The sequence below is a fragment of the Maribacter sp. genome (assembly GCF_016744255.1).
Lineage (GTDB): Bacteria > Bacteroidota > Bacteroidia > Flavobacteriales > Flavobacteriaceae > Maribacter_B.
On record NZ_JADGES010000151.1, the window covers coordinates 1 to 5,693 of the forward strand.

Consider the following 5,693-nt stretch of genomic DNA (forward strand, 5'->3'; position numbering starts at 1 on the left):
TGACCATCTGTAATAGAAATTACATTGGTAGGAATATAAGCAGAAACATCTCCTGCTTGCGTTTCAATAATTGGAAGAGCTGTTAAAGAACCACCACCTTTTACGATTGACTTTAAAGAATCTGGAAGATCGTTCATGTTCTTAGCAATACCATCATCTGCAATAACTTTTGCAGAACGCTCTAATAATCTAGAGTGAAGGTAAAATACATCTCCTGGGTATGCCTCACGTCCTGGTGGACGTCTTAATAAAAGAGAAACTTCTCGATATGCAACCGCTTGCTTGGATAAATCATCATAAATGATTAATGCAGGACGACCAGTATCACGGAAGTATTCTCCAATAGCTGCACCAGCAAATGGAGCATAAACCTGCATTGGTGCAGGATCAGATGCATTTGCAGCAACTATAGTGGTGTAAGCTAAAGCTCCTTTATCTTCTAAAGTCTGCGCAATTGCAGCAACAGTAGAAGCTTTTTGGCCAATAGCAACATATATACAATATACAGGTTCCCCTGCATCGTAAAATTCTTTTTGATTTAAAATGGTATCAATACAAACCGTAGTCTTACCTGTCTGACGGTCACCAATAACCAACTCACGTTGTCCTCTACCTACAGGTATCATAGCATCAATTGCTTTAATACCAGTTTGTAATGGCTCGGTAACTGGCTCACGGAAAATTACACCAGGCGCTTTACGCTCTAATGGCATTTCATATGTTTTCCCAGCAATTGGTCCTTTACCATCGATAGGAACACCTAAAGTGTTTACCACACGACCAACAATACCTTCACCAACATTGATAGAAGCAATAGTTTGTGTTCGCTTAACTACAGAACCTTCTTTAACGTCTCTAGATGGACTTAAAAGTACCACACCTACGTTATCTTCTTCTAAGTTAAGAACGATTCCTTTTAAACCACCCTCGAATTCAACTAGTTCTCCGTATTGCACATTAGATAAACCGTATACACGTGCGATACCATCACCCACTTGCAATACTGTTCCTACTTCGTCTAATGATGCCGTAGCGTCAAATCCTGATAATTGTTTCTTTAAAATTGCTGATACTTCAGCGGCTTTTACTCCTGCCATTTGTTTTAGATATAAGGTTCTGGATTCCTAAAAATCCGAAAATATATTATAGACTACTTGTAAATTCTCTTTGTAAATTACTTAATTTATTAGCGATACTAGCATCGTACTGTAAATCGCCTACACGCAACACAAAACCACCAACAATACTAGTGTCGATTTTGTTTTCTACGGTAACTTGTTTCCCCGTTAATTTAGTTACTTTATCTAATACTTTCTTTTCTAAATCTGCTGTTAAAGGAACTGCAGTAGTAACATAAGCTACATCTTTTCCTTTTAACTGCTCATTAAGTATTATATATTTTAAAGCAACCTCGTTTAATAAAGAGATTCTTTTATTTGTTATTAAATTGCTTATTACTCCTTCTGTTATAGAATGGGAATCACTAAATATTGCTAATAATGCATTCTTCTTAACGTTGCTTTGAACAACAGGGCTTTCTAATAAGTCTCTTAATTCTTTGCTTTCTGAGACTGTACCAACAATAGAACGCATATCTGTTTCAACAGCATCTACAGATTTACTATCAACTGCTATACTTAAAATTGCTTTGGCGTAACGAAGGGCTGCTCTTGAATTGCTCATCTATTAATTCAATTTAATATCCCCTAATAAACTTTCAACCAATTTCAATTGCTTGTCTTTATCGGATAATTGCTCTTTTATTACTTTCTCAGCAATTTCTACAGAAAGGTTACCAACTTGGTTTTTTATATCTGCTAGTGCAGCCTTTTTCTCGCTTTCTATAGCTTCTTGTGCCTTTATAATAATTTTATCTCCCTCTGCTTGAGCCAACTCTTTAGAATCGGAAATCATTTTTTCTTTGATTTCTCTAGCCTCTTTTAGCATAGCTTCTCTTTCTGCACGTGCCTCTTTTAATAACTTGTCGTTATCTGCTTGCAGGTTCTGCATTTCCTTTTTAGCATTTTCAGCAGATTCTAATGCATTATTAATAGACTCTTCTCTACTTTTTACTGCGCCCAAAATAGGTTTCCAGGCAAACTTCTTTAACAAGAAGAAAAATACAATAAAAATTAAAGTAGTCCAAAAAATTAAACTTTCTGGTGCAGTAAAGTTCATATCTATAAATTTTTTTAATTATTTTTTTAATTTAAAATCTTCCCGAAACCAACCGTTACGGGAAGACTTAATCTTTTTCAAAAATTACTTTGCAATTAAAGCAACAACAACAGCAAAAAGTGCAACACCCTCAATAAGAGCAGCAGCAATAATCATTGCAGTTTGAATTTTTGAAGTAGCTTCTGGTTGACGAGCAATTGCATCCATTGCAGATCCACCAATTTTTCCAATTCCGATTCCTGCTCCAATTGCAGCTAAACCAGCACCGATTCCAGCTAATACCATACGTAAAAATTTATTTAGTTAATAATTAATAAACTCAAATTAATGATGATCATGCTCCGCTACGGCCTGACCAATAAATAATGCCGATAACAATGTAAATACATACGCTTGTAATGCAGCAACCAACATCTCTAACACACTCATAAACAAAACAAACGCTCCAGAAACTGGCGCTATAAAAATGCTTTTAAAGATAAATATTAAAGATATTAAACTCAATATAATAATATGACCCGCAGTAATATTCGCAAATAAACGAATCATTAATGCAAAAGGTTTTGTGAAAATTCCAATAATTTCAATAGGAACCATAATAGGGTAAAGTGCTTTTGGCACTGGAGGTGTTAAAATATGTTTCCAATAATCTTTATTTCCACTAAAACATGTTATAGCGAATGTGATAAAAGATAACACAAAAGTGAAAAATATATTTCCAGTTAAGTTAGAACTGAACGGGAAGAAAGGAATTAACCCAAATATGTTGTTTACCCAAATAAAGAAAAATATGGTTAATAGGTAAGGCATAAATTTAGCATGCTTTTTCTCTCCGATATTTGGAATCGCAATATCATCTCTCACAAACAGTACCAATGGCTCTAAGAAACCCGCTAAGCCTTTTGGTGCTTTATCACTCTTCTTATAAGACCTTGCTACCGCTGTAAATAGTATAAACAACAACAACACAGATAACAACATTGAAAAAACCAATTTGGTTATAGAGAAATCTAAAGGTCTTGCATCAAAATTAAATGCCCCTTTTTCATCTTCTGAAAGTTTAGAATACTTATCCGCATAATAAATTATCTCATTTTCACGTACTAATTTCTCTCCATTAACCTCAACAACATGTTCTCCTGAATTATCATGATGAAATTTTTCTGAAGAAAAAACAGTTAATCCATTATCTGTCCACAATATAACTGGCAAATAAAATGAAATTGGATGACCATCCCAATCCGCAATATGAAACTCATGCGAATCACCGATATGACCATTAATTAACTCACTAGCATTAAATTCTTTTTCATCATCATGCCCGCCTCCATTGTCAGCTAAAACAATTAATGGAAAAAAAGCAAAAATTAATACCGCTATTAATTTCATAGATTTTTGTGCAATCACCATACCTTTTAATAAAAATTTATAGTCCTAAAAATTCGGTGCAAATGTACGGTAATAATTATAATTCTAAAATTGTAATTAAAAAAAATTTAAAGAATATAAACCCCTTATGAAAAGCTCCATAAAAATCATTCCTTATTTATAATTTTTAGTGTAAAAAAGGTCTCTACAAATAGGAATAGAAAATAGGGTATAAAAAAAGCTAAAACATCATTTAAAACAGGTTCTTTATTCTGTATTAATGGTAACAAAAAGACTATAGCAGCTAGCATCTTTAGTAAACTACAAGCCATAAATGCAAACCCTGCTTTATCAGGATATGTTTTATGAACAAAAAGTACAAACAAAAAAATAAGTGTTGTAGCAAAAAAATGAAAAACATAAATACTCCAAGTGCTATAAAAAAATATATTTAATTGCTCTTTTAATCCATCAACAACAAAATATTGAATTCCAAAAAAGAATAATGTAAAAGGTATTAATGTAATAATAAAGGGCTTTAATTTTTGAATCATTTTTTATCTTTATTCATGGACATAACCTGTTTAATAACCAAATACATTGCAGAAATAACCCCTATTAAGGAAAAAATTATAGTATAAGCACTATAATTATTTGGAAATTTTTCATCCAACCAGATACCAAAATACGAAAAAACACAGATTATGGCTATCATTTGAAAAGCTACCCCGGAAAACTTAATATAACTATTAAGCTGCTTTTTGGAGTTTTGATTTTTTTCTTTGTTATTCTCCGACATTATTTCTTCTTAATTTAGCTTATATTTTTATTGTCCTAGTATGGACAACTCCATTTCCTGGGAGCACAATATAAGACTCTTAATGTCTTCCTTTCCGAATTTTAATTAAAATCTAAAACAAAAAGCACCCTTTTCTATACCAGAAAGGATGCCTAAATTTTTTAAATTTTTATTCTTCTTAGGATGCTTTTGCTGCTCCATTATTTGCGTTACTCGTTGGCTGTTTATTAAAACTACCGCTTTTACCTTTCATAGTACAAGATGCATTAAAAGTAGCACCTGGCTCTACCGCTAGTTTAGATACAGAAACGGTACCTTCTATTACTGCAGAAGCTTTTAAAGAAAGTAAGTCTGACACTAAAAGTTCGCCATTAAAGTTACCTTCAATGTCTGCATTTACGCATTCTACTTTTCCATGGATATAACCATCTTTACCAATAACAACTTTACCAGATGTGGTAACATTACCATCTAACTTACCATCTATTCTAAAGTCTGCTTCAGATACAATATCTCCTTTAATTTTTGTGTTTTTTTCAATTCTGTTAGGCTGTCCTCCTACTTCGGTCATAGTTCTAGGTTTTTGTTTGTCTGAAAACATTAGTTAGGGTTTTGGGGTTAAAAGAGATTTTTTATAATCTTCTAAATTTTTATGTACTTGTGTTATTTTATAATTGGAAGATAAAATTACGAAATTCTCCTTCGTAACTTTATAATCTTTATTGTTTTTTAATAGTTCTGCATAGCCTAAGGCAAAATCTTTAGATTTAAAACCATGTACAACTATAAATTGATCTTCTAAGTTATAAATATCTTTAGAAACTATATTCCTATATTTTAAATCTTTTATAGATTTTTCTAAAAGCTCTTTTAAAACTAAAGCTGCTTTGTTACTATTTCTTTTAAAAGGGAATACAACTTTCCAATTTCCTGTTCCTGAAGATTCTGTTTCCGAAGAAAACTCTTTCTCTTGCAATTTAGGTAAATGCTCGGCTACCATTTGCTCTGCCTTTTTACCTTCTGGATTGTTAGGATACGTAAGTGCTACATAGTTCAAGGCTTCTTTAAAATCATTAAACCCTTGTAATCTTCCTATGGCATTTGCTTTTAGCATTTCAAATTTGGGGACAATAGGGTCTCCTGTATATCTACTAATATTTTCTTCTGCCTCTGTAATTACCCGCAAAAACTCTTGATTCTTATATTTTCTGAATAATGTATTATAACGCGCATCTGGACTGTCTAAATTACCCGCCAACACCGCTTCTGGGTTTAATAATATTTCGGCATATCGAGAGTCCCCATGATTGCTAATAATATTCTGCTTCATAGATTCTGCCAAAGGACT

8 protein-coding genes and 1 pseudogene are annotated in these 5,693 nt (G+C 32.6%); all 9 read right to left on the bottom strand.

Annotated elements, in window-relative coordinates; translation table 11 throughout:
• Nucleotides 1-1,097 (bottom strand): F0F1 ATP synthase subunit alpha (gene atpA, locus QZZ51_RS16025; RefSeq protein WP_291871507.1); only part of this gene is annotated, 1,097 nt, incomplete at its 3' end.
• Nucleotides 1,098-1,143: 46 nt separating this feature from the next.
• Nucleotides 1,144-1,683: an ATP synthase F1 subunit delta gene (atpH, locus tag QZZ51_RS16030; protein ID WP_291871509.1), complete on the bottom strand. Its 540-nt coding sequence runs from the start codon at nucleotides 1,681-1,683 to the stop codon at nucleotides 1,144-1,146.
• A 3-nt stretch (nucleotides 1,684-1,686) separates the two neighbouring features.
• Nucleotides 1,687-2,178: a F0F1 ATP synthase subunit B gene (locus QZZ51_RS16035; RefSeq protein ID WP_291871511.1), complete on the bottom strand. Its 492-nt coding sequence runs from the start codon at nucleotides 2,176-2,178 to the stop codon at nucleotides 1,687-1,689.
• An 84-nt stretch (nucleotides 2,179-2,262) separates the two neighbouring features.
• Nucleotides 2,263-2,463, bottom strand: a complete 201-nt coding sequence (gene atpE / locus QZZ51_RS16040; protein ID WP_044401428.1) for an ATP synthase F0 subunit C — start codon at nucleotides 2,461-2,463, stop codon at nucleotides 2,263-2,265.
• Nucleotides 2,464-2,502: 39 nt separating this feature from the next.
• The gene (gene atpB, locus QZZ51_RS16045) at nucleotides 2,503-3,567 is read right to left on the bottom strand and encodes a F0F1 ATP synthase subunit A (RefSeq protein ID WP_291871520.1); all 1,065 of its coding nucleotides are present in this window, start codon (nucleotides 3,565-3,567) and stop codon (nucleotides 2,503-2,505) included.
• A 146-nt stretch (nucleotides 3,568-3,713) separates the two neighbouring features.
• The gene (locus QZZ51_RS16050) at nucleotides 3,714-4,100 is read right to left on the bottom strand and encodes a hypothetical protein (RefSeq protein WP_291871522.1); all 387 of its coding nucleotides are present in this window, start codon (nucleotides 4,098-4,100) and stop codon (nucleotides 3,714-3,716) included.
• Complete coding sequence (locus tag QZZ51_RS16055) at nucleotides 4,097-4,345, bottom strand: AtpZ/AtpI family protein (protein WP_291871524.1); 249 nt, start codon at nucleotides 4,343-4,345, stop codon at nucleotides 4,097-4,099. The genes QZZ51_RS16050 and QZZ51_RS16055 overlap by 4 nt, the downstream gene beginning before the upstream one ends.
• 178 nt (nucleotides 4,346-4,523) lie before the next feature.
• Complete coding sequence (locus tag QZZ51_RS16060; protein ID WP_291871526.1) at nucleotides 4,524-4,946, bottom strand: polymer-forming cytoskeletal protein; 423 nt, start codon at nucleotides 4,944-4,946, stop codon at nucleotides 4,524-4,526.
• Nucleotides 4,947-4,949: 3 nt separating this feature from the next.
• Nucleotides 4,950-5,693 (bottom strand): annotated as a pseudogene (locus tag QZZ51_RS16065) (hypothetical protein); the annotation flags it as partial.